The sequence below is a fragment of the Deinococcus gobiensis I-0 genome (assembly GCF_000252445.1).
GTDB lineage: Bacteria > Deinococcota > Deinococci > Deinococcales > Deinococcaceae > Deinococcus > Deinococcus gobiensis.
Map to the genome: position 1 here is coordinate 394,052 of NC_017790.1, position 15,013 is coordinate 409,064.

The 15,013-nt window shown below is 66.5% G+C and carries 12 protein-coding genes; 8 read left to right on the forward strand and 4 right to left on the reverse strand.

Annotated elements, in window-relative coordinates; translation table 11 throughout:
- Positions 1 to 210: 210 nt before the first annotated feature.
- On the reverse strand, positions 211 to 654 hold the full coding sequence (locus DGO_RS01900; RefSeq protein WP_014683786.1) for a RuvX/YqgF family protein: 444 nt from the start codon (positions 652 to 654) through the stop codon (positions 211 to 213).
- A gap of 68 nt (positions 655 to 722) precedes the next feature.
- On the opposite strand from DGO_RS01900, the gene DGO_RS01905 reads away from it, so the two are divergent.
- The gene (locus DGO_RS01905; protein WP_014683787.1) at positions 723 to 1,517 is read left to right on the forward strand and encodes an enoyl-CoA hydratase-related protein; all 795 of its coding nucleotides are present in this window, start codon (positions 723 to 725) and stop codon (positions 1,515 to 1,517) included.
- Positions 1,518 to 1,590: 73 nt separating this feature from the next.
- Here DGO_RS01905 and dnaG read toward each other — a convergent pair whose 3' ends face one another.
- Positions 1,591 to 3,357 (reverse strand): DNA primase, encoded by a 1,767-nt coding sequence (gene dnaG, locus DGO_RS01910; protein WP_043800605.1) that lies wholly within the window; start codon positions 3,355 to 3,357, stop codon positions 1,591 to 1,593.
- Between the two features lie 206 nt (positions 3,358 to 3,563).
- Here dnaG and DGO_RS01915 point away from each other — a divergent pair, with 206 nt between their 5' ends.
- Positions 3,564 to 3,803, forward strand: coding sequence for a hypothetical protein (locus DGO_RS01915; protein WP_043800608.1), 240 nt, complete (start codon positions 3,564 to 3,566; stop codon positions 3,801 to 3,803).
- A gap of 57 nt (positions 3,804 to 3,860) precedes the next feature.
- Here the strand turns inward: DGO_RS01915 and DGO_RS01920 are convergent, their stop codons facing one another.
- Positions 3,861 to 4,613, reverse strand: coding sequence for a DsbA family oxidoreductase (locus DGO_RS01920; protein WP_043800612.1), 753 nt, complete (start codon positions 4,611 to 4,613; stop codon positions 3,861 to 3,863).
- A gap of 533 nt (positions 4,614 to 5,146) precedes the next feature.
- Between DGO_RS01920 and DGO_RS21540 the strand changes: the two genes are divergently transcribed.
- Positions 5,147 to 6,529: an ATP-binding protein gene (locus DGO_RS21540; RefSeq protein ID WP_014683791.1), complete on the forward strand. Its 1,383-nt coding sequence runs from the start codon at positions 5,147 to 5,149 to the stop codon at positions 6,527 to 6,529.
- A gap of 40 nt (positions 6,530 to 6,569) precedes the next feature.
- On the opposite strand, the gene carB is transcribed toward DGO_RS21540, so the two are convergent.
- Positions 6,570 to 9,644, reverse strand: coding sequence for a carbamoyl-phosphate synthase large subunit (gene carB, locus DGO_RS01925; protein ID WP_014683792.1), 3,075 nt, complete (start codon positions 9,642 to 9,644; stop codon positions 6,570 to 6,572).
- Positions 9,645 to 9,788: 144 nt separating this feature from the next.
- Between carB and DGO_RS01930 the strand changes: the two genes are divergently transcribed.
- The 5 genes from DGO_RS01930 to DGO_RS01950 all read left to right on the forward strand — a co-directional run bounded on the left by DGO_RS01930 (position 9,789) and on the right by DGO_RS01950 (position 15,012).
- Positions 9,789 to 10,775: a hypothetical protein gene (locus DGO_RS01930; RefSeq protein ID WP_014683793.1), complete on the forward strand. Its 987-nt coding sequence runs from the start codon at positions 9,789 to 9,791 to the stop codon at positions 10,773 to 10,775.
- Positions 10,772 to 11,716: a hypothetical protein gene (locus DGO_RS01935; RefSeq protein ID WP_014683794.1), complete on the forward strand. Its 945-nt coding sequence runs from the start codon at positions 10,772 to 10,774 to the stop codon at positions 11,714 to 11,716. The genes DGO_RS01930 and DGO_RS01935 overlap by 4 nt, the downstream gene beginning before the upstream one ends.
- 75 nt (positions 11,717 to 11,791) lie before the next feature.
- Positions 11,792 to 12,925 carry a pyridoxal phosphate-dependent aminotransferase gene (locus DGO_RS01940; RefSeq protein ID WP_014683795.1) on the forward strand — a complete coding sequence of 378 codons (1,134 nt, stop codon included), beginning with the start codon at positions 11,792 to 11,794 and terminating at the stop codon, positions 12,923 to 12,925.
- A 92-nt stretch (positions 12,926 to 13,017) separates the two neighbouring features.
- Positions 13,018 to 13,488 (forward strand): hypothetical protein, encoded by a 471-nt coding sequence (locus tag DGO_RS01945; protein ID WP_014683796.1) that lies wholly within the window; start codon positions 13,018 to 13,020, stop codon positions 13,486 to 13,488.
- A 282-nt stretch (positions 13,489 to 13,770) separates the two neighbouring features.
- Positions 13,771 to 15,012, forward strand: coding sequence for an argininosuccinate synthase (locus tag DGO_RS01950; protein ID WP_043802910.1), 1,242 nt, complete (start codon positions 13,771 to 13,773; stop codon positions 15,010 to 15,012).
- Position 15,013 lies beyond the last annotated feature (1 nt).

Genomic DNA, 15,013 nt, shown 5'->3' on the forward strand with positions numbered 1-15,013 from the left:
AACTGGGAATTATCTGAGACATGATGAGTCTAGGAGGACCACGTGCCACATGCAAGAATCTCCGATCAGATTCGGATCATTTTGTCTCATCTGGTTTTATTCTCATAAACAGCAAATTTCACGTGTATCAAGGCAAATCGCGAAAACTGGCCGAATTAAGTCAAAGTTCACAAAGAGGGGGCGTCCTTTACGACTCCGCTTTTCCGCGGCTCATTCCGGGTCGGTGGCAGGCGATTGGCCGAGCAGATACAGCTCCAGAATTTCGACGGCCGCCGCCTCGTCCTCGTCGGCGGCCCCCAGGGCGCGCGCCCGCTGGGTCGTGAAACGCTCGTCCTGGTAACGCACCTCGTAGCCCTGCTCGCGCAGGACGCGCCCGAAGGCCCGCACGCGGTCGGCCGCCGGGCTGTGGGCGCCGTCGGTGCGCAGCGGCAGCCCCAGCAGCAGCACCGCCGCGCCCGTATCCTGCACGCGCAGCCGCACCGCCTTGAGGTCCAGCGGCAGCCTCTTGCGGTCCACGCTGCCGCGCCCGAAGGCCAGCCGACCCCGGTTGACCGCGAAGCCGATGCGCGACTTGCTCACGTCGAGGGCCAGGATGACGGGCAGGGCCGTGTGGAGCGGGCCGGAATCGGGAGCGCCGGGGTCGGGAACAGTCATGTGCGGGCGAGTGTAGCAGGGCCCCGTTCCGGGCTTTCGCGCGGCCCTTCTCACGCTACGCTGGGGCCATGACCGAACAACCTGTGGTCCTCACGGACACCCGCGCCGGCGTGCGCACCCTGACCCTGAACCGGGAAAGCCGCCTGAACGCTGCCAACGACGCCCTGCTATTGGGCCTGACCGAGGCGCTTCAGGCCGCCGACGCCGACCCGGAAGTGCGCGTGGTCGTCATCACGGGGGCGGGGCGGGGCTTTTGCGCCGGGCAGGACCTGGGCGACGTGTCGGGGCGCGACATGACCTTCACCGAGCACCTCCAGCACACCTACAACCCGCTCGTGCGCACCATCCGGGGGCTGGGCAAGCCGGTGATCACGGCCGTCAACGGGGTGGCGGCGGGGGCGGGGGCCAGCCTCGCCCTGGCCGGCGACGTGCGGCTGTGGGCGCGCTCGGCGATGCTCACCCAGGTGTTCTCCAACATCGCGCTCGTGCCCGACAGCGGCAGCACGTGGTTCCTGCCCCGGCTGGTGGGCTATCACAAGGCCTTCGAGCTCATGGCCCTGGCCGACAAGGTCGGCGCCGACGACGCCCTGCGCCTGGGCCTGTGCGAGGCCGCGTACCCCGACGAGACTTTCCGGGAGGACGTGCAGGCCTACGCCGAGCGCCTGGCCGCCCGACCCGCGAACGCCCTGCGCCTGACCAAGCAGGCCCTGAACGCCGCCATGACGAGTTCGCTGGACGAGGCGCTCGACAAGGAAGCCGAGTTGCAGCAGCTCGCCGGGGACCACTGGGAGCACCTGGAGGGCGTCACCGCCTTCAAGGAGAAGCGCGCGCCGGACTTCATGCGCCGGGAGGGCCAGGGCTGAGGGCCGGGGGGCAGCGCCCCCCACCTGTCTCCAGCGCCCCCGGTCCCTGGCCACCCGCGTCCCCGCGCCCGCCTCAGGCCAGACTGCGCCGGCCCCGGTTCTCGGCCTCGATGGCCCGCTGCAATTCCTGAATCTGCCGGAGCATCCCGAGCTGCTCGGCGGGCGCGGCTCCAGCGACCTGTTTTTTCAGCAGGTCCACCTCGGCGCGCATGGAGTCGATGCTCAGGGTCACCTGGATGTCGTCTACGGCGGCGGCGGCGTAGGCCCCGACCTTCTGCTCGTACTGCTCGGAGTTGGCGCGCCCGATGGTCCCGGCGTCGCGGCCCTCGAACATCAGCCGGATCAGGAGCTGTTCCTCGGGCTGGCCCCGGAACACGTCGAGAATGTCGTCGGGACTCTGGGCGCCGCGCGCCGCGAGCATCACCTTGCGCACGGCCTCGTTGCGCCAGGCCGTCGTGCCGTCGAGCTTGGCGAGCAGGCTGGGGTCCACCAGCAGTTGCCGCAGCAGCGCGAGTTCGCGGTCTTCCTCGGAACGGCCGCTGCTCATGCCCGCAAGGTGGGTGTCGGTCAGGGTGCGGCGCTTGGCCTTCGAGCCGATCCATTCGAGCAGCGCCTCCTCGCGGATGCCCAGCAGCTCGCAGGCGGCGGCGCGCATCGCCCCGGCGATCTCGTCGAGGGGATCGAGGTTCTGCATGCGGGGCAGCAGGCTCATGAGCACGCGGCGCTTGCCCTCGGGCGTGTCCAGGCCGTGGGCCTCGACGGCGGCCTGCACCCGGTAATGCACCTCGTCCAGCCCGGAGCGCAGCGCCCGGCGCAGCTCGGCCTCGTCGCCCGCCAGCAGGGCGTCGGCCGGGTCCTTGCCGCTGGGGACCGAGGTCGCGCGCACCCTGAACTTGGCCCCCAGCACCTGATCCAGTCCCGAAAGGGTGGCCTTGAGGCCCGCCTCGTCGCGGTCGAACAGCAGCACGATGCTCTGCGCGCCCAGGCGTTCGAGCAGCGTGGCGTGCTCGGCGGTCAGGGCCGTGCCCAGGCTCGCCACCGCCGAGGTCAGTCCGTGCTGGTGCATGGTGATCACGTCCATGTAGCCTTCGACCACCACGACCTCGGCCGCCCCCTCCTTGAAATGGGTACGCGCCTTGTCGAGGCCGTACAGCAGCTCGCCCTTCTTGAAGGCCTCGGTCTCGGGCGTGTTGAGGTACTTGGGTTTGGAGTCGTCGAGGACGCGCCCGCCGAAACCCACGAGCCGCCCCAGGTGGTCGCGGATGGGGAACATGACCCGGCCCCGGAAACGGTCGTACACGCGCCCCGACTCGGGGTTTTCGGTGAGCAGGCCCGCGTCGAGCAGCTGGCGCTCGCTGACCCCGCGCGTGCGGGCGTGCTTGAGCAGGCCGTCCCAGCCGTCGGGTGCGTAGCCCAGCTCGAAGGCTTCGGTGGTGGCGTCGCTCAGGCCCCGGCGGCGCAGGTAGTCCAGTGCCGGCCCCCCCAGGTGCTCGCGGAAGTAGCCCAGCGCGAAGGCGTTCACGTCGTACAGGTCGCGGCTGCTGCGCTCGCCGTATTTGGCCTCGACCTGCACGCCCGCCTTCTCGGCCAGCTTGCGCAGGGCGTCCCCGAAACTCAGGTTCTCGGTGCGCTGCACGAAGCTGAACACGTCGCCGCCCGCCTTGCAGCCGAAGCAGTAGAAGTAGCCCTGCTCGGTGTCCACCTGAAAGCTGGGCGACTTCTCCTTGTGAAAGGGACACAGGCCCTTGAGTCGGCCCTTGCCGGCGGGGGTGAGGCGCACATATTCGCCCACGACCTCCGCGATGTTCAGCCGCGAACGAACGTCTTCCTTGGTGCCCAAAGTGTTGCCCTCACCTCCCCGGCTTGCCGGTAGGCGGGCAGTGTACTCCGCCGCCCCCCCGGTTGTCATGAAGCGGCAAAAAGCGTGCTGGACACGGTTTTTCGGGGAGCTTGGCGGAGGTGGAGCCCCCGGCGCCCCCCAGCACCTTCAGGGTCCTCATCATTTCGGGTGATGTTCCCGTCATGTCCGCGCGTTACGCTCGGGGCATGAATGTGACTCGCCATTTCAGCGACACGCGGACGGACGAAGGCCGCGTACGGTTTCTCGTCTTGTCCGGGCGGGTGGTGCTGGTGGCCGAGGGCCAGGGCTGGCAGTCCAGCACCCTGCACGACACGCTGGACGACGCCGCGCTCGTGCTCGCCACGCTGCCGCGTGTGGGCGACGACCTGTACCGCCGCGCCCTGGACGACCTGGACCGCCGGATCGCGCTGGAACAGGCCGCCTGAAGCGGGCAGCGAAGAGGCCGCCTCCATCTCGGGGCGGCCTCTTCGTGCGCTTTCGGCTCAGCCGCGCTGGGGCACGGCGCACTGGCCGTCCTCGCAGCCGTCCTGCACCTCGGCGCTGCCCAGCAGGGTCAGGGGGGCGGGGTGGGTTTCGGCCCAGACCTGATTGAGCGCGCCCAGCAGCACCTCGGGCGACTGCGCGCCGTTCACGCCGTACTTGCCCCCCAGCACGAAGAAGGGTACGCCGCTGATGCCCAGGGCCTGGGCCTGTGCCTCGTCCTGGCGCACCGCCTGGGCGTAGTCGCCGCCGCTCAGGGCCGCTCGGGCCTCGGCCCCGTCCAGCCCGGCCTCGGTCGCCAGACGCACGAGCACCTCTGGGTCGCCCAGGAATTCGCCTTCGGTCAGATAGGCGCGCATCAGGCGTTCCTTGAGGGCGTCCTGAAGGCCCTTCTCGGCCGCGAGGTGCAGCAGCTGGTGCGCCTGGAAGGTGTTCGTGATCTGGGTCTGGTCAAAGTGGTAGTCCAGGCCGTCCTGCGCCGCCACGCCGGTCATGTGGTCCATCATCTCCTGCGCCTGGGCGGGGCTGCGGCCGTACTTGCGCGCCAGCCCATCGCGCATGGACACGGGGCTGCGCACCGGCGCGGAGGGGTCCAGCTCGAAGCTGTGCCACACCACCTCGACGTTCTCGGCGTGCCCGAACTGGCCCAGGGCCGACTCGAAGCGCCGCTTGCCCACGTAGCACCACGGGCAGGCGATGTCCGACCAGATGTCCACGCGGATCTTGTCGGGGGCAGAAGGGGAGAACATGGTCATGGGGACAGGCTAAATCGCTTTGGAAAGTAAAGCAAGGGTAGGGGTTACAGAAGGGGAGTGGGCAGCCCGCCCCTCGACAAAGCGCGGCACTCAGCTGTTGCCTGGACTGAAGCTTTAACAAGCATATCCGGGTCCTAATCCCACACCGGGTGGTTCGTGATGTACATAGTCGCCTCCGCTTCGCCCGGGGCCATGCTGCGGCTGCTCCATACGATAGAGACTTGATTTGATGTTGCCACGCTAAATGGGGAGACGGTAATAGACCCGAGGGTAGAGAAAAGAGAGGTGAAGTCGAGTAGATTCGCAGCTTGGCCCTGTCCAGGGTTCGCCGCCGCCTAGAACATCTCCTACACGGCCTTATGCGTAAACCAGATATGCGTATCAGACTGCAATTGGGGCTGGAAATCCTCGTCGCTGACGCGCCTATAATCGATAAAAATGAAGGCTGAGATGGGAGCATGTATCTGTGCTTAGAGTGAAGGACTGCACAAGCTGGGAGATGAGGGGAGGGGTGCGTGTCTTATACTGTCCTTATGCCCATCTCTACGGTGATGATAGACCAATCTCAGTGGCAAATAATCTACGATACGGGAGAAAGCCATTTTTTTGATATTAAGTCTAGAGATATTGCTCCCGGTAAGCTGACTAAAACTCTATCCGCTTTTGCTAATGCGGATGGGGGTGAGCTCTATATCGGCGTAGAAGAAGACAAGGTAAAAAAGACAAGGACTTGGCGGGGATTTGATAGCGATGAAGATGCTAATGGTCATCTTCAAATATTTGAAACCCTTTTCCCTCTTGGAAATGACTTTCAATATGAATTTGTTTCAATGCCTGGAATGCCAGGAAAGTTGCTACACGTAAATGTGCTTAAAACCCAAGACATTAAATATGCATCTGATGGTGTAATCTATATTAGAAGAGGTGCTCAAGGGCTACCGGTAAATAATCCGGATAAGATAAAACTGCTTGAATACGATAAAGGTATAAGCTCCTTTGAAAATGAAAAAGTGAGTGATGCAGAAATTGAGCTGGTTACCGATTCTGAGGCAGCTAAGCTATTGACTACACACGTCGTTCCCAAGGCTGACCCAGCAGATTGGTTGCGTAAGCAAAGATTAATTGTTGATGATAAACCAAATATAGCCGCCCTCGTTCTTCTCTGTGATGAACCTCAAGCTGTAATTCCTAAGCGTTGTGGGGTTAAGATATACCGCTATAAGACAAGTGATAACGTCGGAAGTCGAGAATCTCTTGACTTCGACCCTATCACTATTGAGGGGTGTGCTTACGATCAGATTGCTTCCGCAGTTGCAAAGACTACTGACATAATTCAGAACATAAAAAGGCTTGGAGAAAGGAAGCTTGAAAATATAGAATATCCTAATGAAACACTTCATGAGATTATTACTAACGCTATAATACATAGAGATTACAGAGTAACCGATGATGTGCATATTCGAATTTTTGACAATAGAGTTGAGGTTCAAAGCCCAGGTAGGCTTCCTGCTCACATTACGGTAGAAAACATACTCGATGAGAGATTCGCTCGAAACGGTAAAATAGTTAGAATTCTAAACAAATTTCCGACCCCTCCTAACAAAGACGTTGGAGAAGGGCTTAACACTGCATTTGATGCCATGAAACAACTTGGCCTCAGAGAGCCTGTAATCTCTGAGGCCGGTAATTCAGTCTTAGTCTCGATTCGGCATGAGAAGTTGGCCTCACCAGAGGATGCCATCATGCAGTATCTGAGCGAAAACGGATCAATCAATAACTCTGAGGCTAGAAAAGTAACTTATATCTCTGCCGACTACAGAGTCAAGGCAATTTTTAATCGTCTGGTTGAGAGGGAGATGATAGAGCAAGTCCCAGGGACAGATAGAAGCACTACAAGATACAGATTAAAAATATAATCAGATCATGGTATTGGGTAAGTAGATATATCCACAAGTACTATAGATTTACCCACTCCTGCAAGCTCTTAACGCCCAGCTCTTTCCCCTGCGCGGCGGCGATGGCCTTGGCGGTCCATTCGGCGCCTTCGCGGGTGCTGACAATCGGCACGCCACGTTCCAGAGCGGTGCGGAGCAGTTCGCTGCCCGTCACGTCGATCAGCAGGGCGGGCAGGGTATCGCCGTCCTGCTGCCGCAGCACGCTCAACCCTGCGCCTTCCAGCGTGACGGCCACGTCGTCCAGTCCTTCGCCCAGCAGCAGGGCGGTGCCGCTCAGGGGCAGGTTGCTCTTGGCCCCCAGCTCGGCACGGTAAAAGGCCAGGTACGGGTCGGCGTCGATGCCCATGCTCTCGCCGGTGCTCTTCATCTCCGGCCCCAGCACCGGCCGCACGCCCTTGAACTTCAGGAACGGCAGGTGGACTTCCTTCACCGAGTACATGGCGGGCACGGGGGTTTCCGTCAGCCCGATCTGCTCCAGCGTATGCCCCACGGCGATGCGGGCGGCGCTCTTGGCGAGCGGGTGGTTCACGGCCTTGGACACGAAGGGCACCGTGCGGCTGGCGCGCGGGTTCGCCTCCAGGATGTAGGCCACGCCGTCCTTCACGGCCCACTGCACGTTCATCAGGCCGCGCACGCCCAGTTCTAGGGCGAGGCGCTCGGTGTCGGCCTTCACGCGGGCGGTCAGCTCAGCGCTCAGGTTCACCGGGGGCAGCACGCAGGCGCTGTCGCCCGAGTGGACCCCGGCGGCCTCGACGTGCTCCATGATGCCCGCCACCACGGCGCGCTCGCCGTCGCATAGGGTATCCACGTCCAGCTCCAGTGCCCCTTCCAGGAACTGGTCGAGCAGGATGCTCGGCTGCCCCTCGACGGCGGCGTACACCTCGTCCAGATAGGTGCCGAGTTCGTCCATGCTGCGCACCGTCCGCATGGCCCGCCCGCCCAGCACGTAACTGGGCCGCGCCATGAGCGGGAAGCCCAGCCCGGCGGCCAGTTCGCGGGCCTCCCCCGGCGTCTGCGCCACCTTGCCCAGCGGCTGCGGCAGCCCCAGGCGTTCGCACAGGGCGTTGAAGCTCGCGCGGTCCTCGGCCTCGTCGATGGCGGCCGGGCTCGTCCCGATGATCGGCGCGCCCGCCGCCTCCAGCCGCCGCGCCAGCTTCAGGGGGGTCTGCCCGCCGAGCTGCACGATCACGCCCACGGGCTTCTCGTGCTCGACGATGTTCATCACGTCCTCGAAGGTCAGCGGCTCGAAGTACAGGCGGTCGGCGGTGTCGTAGTCGGTGCTCACCGTCTCGGGATTCGAGTTGACCATGATGGTCTCGTACCCGGCTTCCTGGAGCGCCCAGACCGCGTGCACGGTCGCGTAGTCGAATTCCACGCCCTGCCCGATACGGTTGGGGCCGCTGCCCAGGATCACGACCTTGGGCTTCTCGGTGGCGCGCACCTCGTCCTCCCACTCGTAGGTCGAGTAGTGGTACGGCGTGTGCGCCTCGAACTCGGCGGCGCAGGTGTCCACCGTCTTGTAGACCGGCGTGGCCTTGGCCTCCTTGCGGATGGCGCGGACTTCCAGCTCGCTCAGGCCGACAATTTCGCCGATCCGGGCATCAGAAAAGCCCAGGCGCTTGACCTCGCGCCAGATCTCGTACTTCCACTCGCCGACGGGGCCGAGGTCGAGCAGTTCCTTCTCGGCGTCGATGATTTCCTTGAGCTGCGACAGGAACCAGCGGTCGATCTTGGTGGCCTCGAACAGCGCGTCCACGCTCTCGCCCCGGCGCAGCAGTTCCAGCACGGCTTCCAGGCGGCGGGGATTGCCGTACAGCAGGGCGCGCAGGCCCGCGTCGTCCATCGCCGCGTACACGCCCCGGATGTCGCCCTCGGTCGAGCGCAGGGCCTTTTGCAGCGACTCCTTGAAGGTGCGGCCGATCGCCATGACCTCGCCCACGCTGCGCATCTGGGTGCCGAGCGCGTCGGGCGTGCCGGGGAACTTCTCGAAGGCGAAGCGCGGAATCTTGGTCACCACGTAGTCGATGCTCGGCTCGAAGCTCGCGGGCGTGACGCGGGTGATGTCGTTGGGCAGCTCGTCGAGGTGGTAGCCGACCGCCAGCAGCGCGGCGATCTTGGCGATGGGGAAGCCGGTCGCCTTGCTCGCCAGCGCCGAGGAGCGGCTCACGCGCGGGTTCATCTCGATCACGATGACGCGCCCGTTATCGGGGTTCACCGCGAACTGGATGTTGCTGCCGCCCGTCGCCACGCCGATCTCGCGGATGATCGCCAGGGACTGGTCGCGCAGGCGCTGGTATTCCACGTCGCTGAGGGTCTGCGCCGGGGCCACCGTGATGGAGTCGCCGGTATGCACGCCCATCGGGTCGAAGTTCTCGATGCTCGTGATGATGATCACCGTGTCGGCGGTGTCGCGCATCACTTCCAGCTCGTATTCCTTCCAGCCCAGGATGCTCTCTTCGAGCAGCACGCTCGTCACGGGGCTGTCGCGCAGGCCGCCCTCCGTAATCGCCAGGAATTCCTCGTAGGTGTGCGCGATGCCGCCGCCCGTGCCCCCCAGCGTGAAGGAGGGCCGGATGACGATGGGCAGGCCGATCTCCTTCTGGTACTCGATGGCCTCGGCCATGCTGTGCACCATCTGGCCGCGCGCCGTCTCCACGCCGATCTTCTTCATGGCGGCCTGGAACAGTTCGCGGTCCTCGCCCTTCTTGATGGCCTCCACGCCCGCGCCGATGAGTTCGACGCCGTACTGCGCCAGCGTGCCGCGTTCGTGCAGGTCCATCGCCAGGTTCAGCGCCGTCTGGCCGCCGAGCGTGGGCAGCAGGGCGTCGGGCTTTTCCTTGGCGATGATCTTCTCGACGAACTCGGGCGTCAGCGGTTCCAGGTAGGTCGCGTCCGCGAGGTCGGGGTCGGTCATGATCGTCGCCGGGTTGCTGTTGACCAGCACCACGCGGTAGCCCTCGGCCTTGAGGGCCTTGAGCGCCTGCGTGCCGGAGTAGTCGAACTCGGCCGCCTGCCCGATCTGGATGGGGCCGCTGCCGAGGATCAGGATGGTCTGGATGTCAGTGCGCTTGGGCATTCCAGAAAAGGAGTATGGCACGGCGGGGGGGTGGGGGTGTCAGGTGAGGCTGCAAAGTTATGCAGCTCGGCCCCTGGACCCGCCGCGCCGCGCCGGTCGCTCGTTTGCGCTGCCCCGCAGTCATCCCTTCCCGCACAATGAATCGTGCCCGCTCCTCCCCGCGCCCTGACCGACGATCTCGCCCGGCGGGCCTCGGTGCTGCGCGGGCTGCTGCTCCAGTTGCGGTGGGCGGTGGGCCTGTGCGCGGCCGTGACGCTGCTGGCGGGAGGCTATGGCCTGCCCCCCCTCCGCTCCGGCGTAGCGGCGCTGTTTCCGGAATTGGCCGGGCCGCTGGAACTGGCTGTGGCGGGTCTGCTGGCCCTGCTGACACTGGCGGCCGCGCTGCTGTGCTGGGGCAGTCTGGCGGCCGGTGAGGCACTGGCGGCGGTGGCGGCGATCCTGTCCGGCCGGATGGGAGCCGGGGACGGCGCCCTGCCCCTGCGCCGCTGGCTGCGCACCCTGACGGTCTGGCAATGGAGCGGCGCCCTCCTGGTGCTCGTCACGGGGGCCTTGCAGGTGGTGCTGTTGACGGTCCTGTTCACTGCTCTGGCCCAGTCGGCCTCGGAGGCGCTGCGGCTGATCTGGCCGACCGATCTGGCGCGGGAGACCCCCGGCGAGACGGCGCGGCGGATGTTCCCGTTCGCCCTGATGGGCGGGCTCGTGGGCAGCCTGCCGGTGCTGGTGCTCGCGGGGCTGACCCTGGCGGCCGTCCGGCGGCTGTTCACCGGCATCGGTCAGGCCATCGCCGGGGCCGGTGCCGGGGTGCAGGCCGCGGCCGGAGCGGCGGCGGGCTGGATGCAGTTCTGCCGCGTCGCGCTGGGGCTGGGCGTGCTCCTGGGCCTGCTCAATCTCCTCTCTTCCCTCCCGAATCTGTTCGGTGGAACTGGGCCGGGCGACGGCGAGACCGTTCAGGTGGTCCTCGGCGGGCTGGCCCTCGTCCCCCTGGGCTGGCTGTACAGCGTCCTGCTCCGGCTCGCCGGGCACTCGCGTCTCTTTGCGCTCGGGGCGGCAGCGGTGCTGGATCACCCTGACTGGGGGCAGCCGCAGATGCGTTCCCGCGCACAGGACGGGCAGGTTACAAAGGACCTGTGACTTCTTCCCTTTCCCCCGTTTCGTCCGCCGGTACGGACCTGCGCCGCCGGAGTGACCGTCTGCAAAGCTGGCTGACCCAGCTCATCTGGCTCTACGGCCTCTTCAGCATCCTCGGTCTGCTGGGGGTGGGGGGCGCGGTGGTCGCCCTGCTCGCGGTGTCGGGCCTGCCGGGAGCCGACGCGCCGGGGGGCCCGCTGCTCGTTGCGCTGGTGCTGGCCTCCGGGCTGCTGGTGCTCGTGAGCCTCGTCCTGTATGTCCTCGCCATCCGTGCGGCGAAGCGGGCGCTCGCCGGCGCGGCGGAGGCGGGCGAGGGCCGGGTGTCCCCGACGCTGGACCAGGACGTGCGGCGCCTGAACGCTTGGCTCACGCTGGGGCAGTGGGGGACGCTGGTGGGCGCCGTGCTGGGGCTCCTGTTCGGGGTGGTGACCAGCCGGATGGCGGGTGCCCTGTCGTCCGACGCACAGGTCCCGTCCACCTTCGTGCTCTTCGGCGGCCTGATCGGCAATCTCCCGACCATCGTCCTGACCTGGCTGATCCTGGCCTCGGTCAAGCGCTTCTTCTCGCACGTCTCGCTGCGGGCGCGCGGCTCGCAGCAGCCGGTCGGGCCGGCCGCCGGCGCGGCGTCGGGCTGGCTCATGTTCGTGTACGTCTTCCTGTGGATCGCGGTGGGGCTGAGCGCGCTGTCGCTGCTGCCCGCCCTGCTGCTGCCGGCCGCCCTGGGTTCCGAGCGGGGGGCCGACGCGGCGGTGGGTGCCGGGGGCCTGTTCGCGCTCGTCGCGGCGTTCCTGGCCCTCTTCGGCTGGCTCTACAGCCTGCTGCTGCGGCTGGTGGGGCATTCGCGCCTCTTCGCGCTGGAGGTCGCCGCGCAGCTCGACCAGCCCCGCACGGGCGAGGCCGCGCCGCTGCCCGACCCCTGGCTGAATATTCCCGACCCGCGCTGAGGGCGGCGGGACCGGGCGGGGGCTGTGCAGCCCGGGGCCGGACACGGCCTTTCCGGGCGGCGCACACTGCTCTCCATGCCCGAACTTCTGCCGCGCGCCCGCGCCTCGCAAGAGAGTATTTTTGCCCGCATGAGCCGCCTGGCGGTCCAGCACGGGGCGGTCAATCTGGGGCAGGGCTTTCCCTCGGACGCGCCGCCCGCCTTTTTGCTCGACGCCGCGCGCGGGGCGGTGGGGCGGCTCGACCAGTACGCGCCCCCGGCAGGCCTGCCCGTGCTGCGGGAGGCCCTCGGAGCCGACCTGGGGGTGGACGGGGCCGACGTGGTGGTCACCTCCGGCGCGACCGAGGCCCTGAACGTGCTGGCCCTGACGCTCTACGGTCCGGGCGACGAGGTCCTGACCCTGGAGCCGGTGTTCGACGTGTACGTGCCCCAGGCGCGGCTGGCGGGGGCCACCCCGGTCATGGTCCCCATGCGCCTGGACGCCCGGGGCTGGGGGCTGGACCTCCCGGCGCTGCGCGCAGCCGTCACGCCGCGCACGCGGGCGCTGCTGCTGAACACCCCCCACAACCCGACTGGAGCCGTGTTCTCCCGCGCCGAGCTGGAAGAGGTCGTGGCCCTGGCCCGGCAGCACGACCTGTGGATCGTCAGCGACGAGGTCTACGACGAGCTGTACTTCGGTGATCGGCCCGTGGCGCTGCGGACCCTGGCCCCCGAGCGGACCTTCACGGTCGGCAGCGCGGGCAAGCGGCTGGAAGCGACCGGCTGGCGCGTGGGCTGGATCGCCTGCCCTCCCGGTACCGGTCTCGCGGGCAACGTCGCGGGCATCCGGCAGCAGGGGTCCTTCTGCGCGCCGACGCCCCTCCAGGCGGCGGTCGCGGCGGCGCTGCCCGTGGCCCGGCGAGACGGCTTCTACGCCGGGCTGCGTCAGGAGTACGCCGGGCGCATGGCGCTGTTGGCCGGGGGGCTGGAGGCGCTGGGGGCCACCGTCTACCGGCCGGGCGGCACGTATTTCCTGACGGCTCAACTGGGTCCGGCCGCCCCCGACGCCGGAACGCTGGTGGAGAGGGGCGGTGTGGCGACCATCCCGCTCGAAGCCTTCTATCCCACCCACGGCGCGCCGCAGGGGATGGTGCGGCTGGCCTTCTGCAAGTCGCGCGGCGAGATCGAACAGGCGCTGGACCGGCTCGCGGCGGCCCTGGTGCCCGCCTGACAACTTCGTGAGAAACCATTCAAACTGCGGCGCAGATTCCATAAAGGAAGCCGCCCTGTTCCGGGTCTGGGGCGACTGGCAGAATTCCTCTCATGAAGAAGATGTTCCTCAGCCTCCTGGCCCTCGGCGCCGTGTCCAGCGCCTCGGCCGCAACCTCTATCGGCGGCTCGATCGGTTCGGGCGGCTCGCTGTACCTTCAGCGCGACGTGGACGCCCTGTCGGCCACCCGCTACAGCCTCGACCTCGACGCCACCAACTTCGACTTCAACAGCCTCGCCGTGGGGGGTACGGTGGATTACCTGCGCAACGCGACGGCCGGCTCGCTGGGCGGGCTGAACCCCTACTACGGCCTGGGCCTGGGTGCGGGCATCTCGCTGGGCAACAGCAACAACAACGTCCGGCTGTACCCCCACGTCCTCGGCGGCCTGAGCTACAACGTCACGGCTCCCCTGAGCGTCTTCGGTGAGCTGAACGCCGGCCCGAGCATCACGGTGGGCAACAACACCAGCGTGTTCTTCGGTATCGGCGCGCGCATCGGCGTGAACTACGTCATCGGCAACTGAGGCCCAGCCATTGCCCGCTGCCCCCCGGCCGTCTGTGCCGGGGGTTTTCGTTGCCGGTGGCCGCCTGGGCCAGACAGCCCGCCTTGACCCCCTCCAGCCCGGCTTGCTACCCTGCATGCATAGCTATGCGCTAGCTCGCATATCCATACACCATATGCAGACCTCGACCCTCCGACGCTGACGCGCTGCCTGACCTCTTTGCAGGTGCAGGCGGCGCGCTCACGTCGGGGGCTTCGCGCTGCCCATGCATCCCCATCACACACACAGGAGACAATGACCCTCATGGCGACCGAACAAGGCAAAGACAAGATCGTTCTCGCGTACAGCGGCGGCCTCGACACCTCCATCATCCTCAAGTGGCTCCAGACCGAGCGCAACTATGACGTGGTGTGCTTCACCGCCGACCTGGGCCAGGGCGACGAGGTCGAGGAGGCGCGCGTCAAGGCGCTGAACACGGGCGCGGTGGCGGCCTACGCGCTGGACCTGCGCGAGGAATTCGTGCGCGACTACGTGTTCCCCATGTTCCGTTCCTCGGCGCTGTACGAGGGCTACTACCTGCTGGGCACGTCCATCGCCCGTCCGCTGATCGCCAAGAAGATGGTCGAGATCGCCCAGAAGGAGGGCGCGGTGGCGGTGTCGCACGGCGCGACCGGCAAGGGCAACGACCAGGTGCGCTTCGAGATGACCGCCTACGCCCTGAAGCCCGACATCGTGACCGTGGCCCCCTGGCGCGACTGGGAATTCCAGGGCCGCGCCGACCTGGAGGCCTTCGCGCGCGAGCACGGCATTCCCGTGCCGACCACCAAGAAGGACCCCTGGAGCACCGACGCCAACATGCTGCACATCTCCTACGAGGGCGGCGTGCTCGAAGACCCCTGGGCCGAGCCGCCCGCGCACATGTTCAAGCTGACCGTCTCGCCCGAGGAGGCCCCGAACGAGGCCGAGTACGTCGAGGTCGAGTTCCTGAACGGCGACCCGGTGGCGATCGACGGCGAGAAGCTCTCGCCCGCCGCCCTGCTGACGAAGGCGAACGAGATCGGGGGCCGCCACGGCATCGGCCGCATCGACCTCGTCGAGAACCGTTTCGTGGGCATGAAGTCGCGCGGCGTGTACGAGACGCCCGGCGGCACGCTGCTGTACCACGCCCGCCGCGCCGTCGAGAGCCTGACCCTGGACCGCGAGGTGCTCCACCAGCGCGACGCTCTGGGGCCGAAGTACGCCGAACTCGTCTACAACGGCTTCTGGTTCGCCCCCGAGCGCGAGGCCCTTCAGGTCTACATCGACCACGTGGCCCAGAGCGTGACCGGCACGGCCCGCCTGAAGCTGTACAAGGGCAACTGCACGGTCGTGGGCCGCAAGGCGCCGCAGAGCCTCTACGACAAGGACCTCGTGAGCTTCGAGGCGGGCGGCGACTACAACCAGCACGACGCCGGGGCCTTCATCAAGCTCAATGCCCTGCGGATGCGGGTACAGGCGCGGGTGGCGGCCAAGGCCGAGGCCAGCCGGGAAGTCGAGTCGGTCTGAG

Bases quoted from the DNA above. Each gene is read 5' to 3' on its own strand.
- DGO_RS01950 (WP_043802910.1), top strand. From the start codon at position 13,771: ATGGCGACCGAACAAGGCAAAGACAAGATCGTTCTCGCGTACAGCGGC.
- DGO_RS01920 (WP_043800612.1), bottom strand. From the start codon at position 4,613: ATGACCATGTTCTCCCCTTCTGCCCCCGACAAGATCCGCGTGGACATC.
- DGO_RS21540 (WP_014683791.1), top strand. From the start codon at position 5,147: ATGCCCATCTCTACGGTGATGATAGACCAATCTCAGTGGCAAATAATC.
- DGO_RS01905 (WP_014683787.1), top strand. From the start codon at position 723: ATGACCGAACAACCTGTGGTCCTCACGGACACCCGCGCCGGCGTGCGC.
- DGO_RS01945 (WP_014683796.1), top strand. From the start codon at position 13,018: ATGAAGAAGATGTTCCTCAGCCTCCTGGCCCTCGGCGCCGTGTCCAGC.
- DGO_RS01900 (WP_014683786.1), bottom strand. From the start codon at position 654: ATGACTGTTCCCGACCCCGGCGCTCCCGATTCCGGCCCGCTCCACACG.
- DGO_RS01915 (WP_043800608.1), top strand. From the start codon at position 3,564: ATGAATGTGACTCGCCATTTCAGCGACACGCGGACGGACGAAGGCCGC.
- carB (WP_014683792.1), bottom strand. From the start codon at position 9,644: ATGCCCAAGCGCACTGACATCCAGACCATCCTGATCCTCGGCAGCGGC.
- DGO_RS01940 (WP_014683795.1), top strand. From the start codon at position 11,792: ATGCCCGAACTTCTGCCGCGCGCCCGCGCCTCGCAAGAGAGTATTTTT.